Source organism: Exiguobacterium sp. E17S, assembly GCF_057772545.1.
This window is the reverse complement of sequence record NZ_JBYLRU010000015.1, coordinates 1-1,512: the sequence shown is the minus strand read 5'-3', so window position 1 is coordinate 1,512 and position 1,512 is coordinate 1. Positions and strand designations below refer to the sequence as shown.

General features: G+C 45.0%; 1 protein-coding gene. It reads right to left on the bottom strand.

Annotated features, from left to right (window positions below; translation table 11 throughout):
- A partial coding sequence (locus AC3B4V_RS16190; protein ID WP_488378870.1) for an adhesive domain-containing protein occupies nt 1-1,336 on the bottom strand: 1,336 nt, incomplete at its 3' end.
- Nucleotides 1,337-1,512: the final 176 nt, after the last annotated feature.

Sequence of the window (1,512 nt, the reverse complement as noted above, 5' to 3'; positions counted from 1 at the left end):
CATCAGCGTCGGCGTCAGCATCCGCATCCGCATCGGCGTCAGCATCCGCATCCGCATCCGCATCTGCATCCGCATCAGCGTCGGCATCAGCGTCAGCGTCAGCATCGGCATCCGCATCAGCATCCGCATCAGCGTCCGCATCAGCGTCCGCATCCGCATCGGCATCCGCATCAGCGTCCGCATCCGCATCGGCATCCGCATCCGCGTCGGCATCCGCATCTCCATCTGCCTCTTCATCAAAGACGATCGTATCTTGACCATCTAGATCAGCCAGTAGTTGTGCATCGATTGCAGACGTATTGACGACAGATCCTGTAACAACAACTTCGTCTTGAGCAACTCCAGCCGGTTTATCAACGATGATATTGGCACTAACAGAAGTTGGTCCAAGTACTTGTACACCTGCGAGTTCATTCGACAAGTTCACCGTATCGTTCGTTACTGCTGTCAAAAGGCTGTTCACACCTGGCAATAGATCTTTGACTGGGTTTAAAACCGGATCAATTAAGTTTCCTGCTATTCCGGATAGTTTTAAGTTCGTGATGGCGTTGACTAAATCGGTCAATGCGTCTTGGACAACTTGTTTCGTTACCGTATCAAGATGCTGTCCTAAACCATCACTAAAATCGATGACGATTGAACCATCCGGATTAATCGTGACTGGAGCGGAGCCCTCATAATCTAGAAGATCTGACAGTGCGGTATCTAAATTCTGTAGATTGTCCAGAGCATCCGTTAATTCTGTGAGCCCCTCCACTCTCAACAAACTACCTACGACTGGAGTACGTTGTAATCGATCGATACCCGCTAATAGGTCAGTCACAGTATCTGCTACTGTTCCCGTCAACGGATCGAGTTGACCTTTTAGCGTCGGTAAATCTTCGAGTGTAATTGGTAATAGTTCAACACTGACTGACGCATTACCGTTCGCCTGCATTTTTCCTGCTAAATCTGGAATGTTGAAGACGGCCACCCGGTCCGGGTTCAATACTTCCGCATCGGCTAATCCGACACCGGTTAAATTAAGGGCTAAATCATAGTTATCCGGTTGTTCCGTCAGATTTGCATTGACCGCGACATCCGTCAATAACTGGACTTCAGCTAAACTGATGCGATTTGGTCCTTGAACGAGTGAATTTCGAACTGAGTTCGCGAATTGACTTTGCTGCGTCTGAAACTTCTTTTCAGAATTCTCAGCTGCTTCGGTTTTCGTATAGGTGAATGAGATTGGAGAGAGGGCGAGAGAGGACGCTGCCAGCAGTTTCACTAGTCTTCGTGTGTGATTTCTATGGTGTCGATTCATCTTCTTTCGAAAATCAGGTGCTTTTTTCTTCATTTCAACACTCCTTTTCTACGGAAAAAATAATCGTACACCTATTATTATGCATGTAATCCCCATAAAAATATACAATTTTTTACAAAAACAATGGTTAAATAGTTATTATTAACCAGTATTTTAGATATTAATTTACCATAAAAATATAATTAATATATATTATGAGTATTTACTAG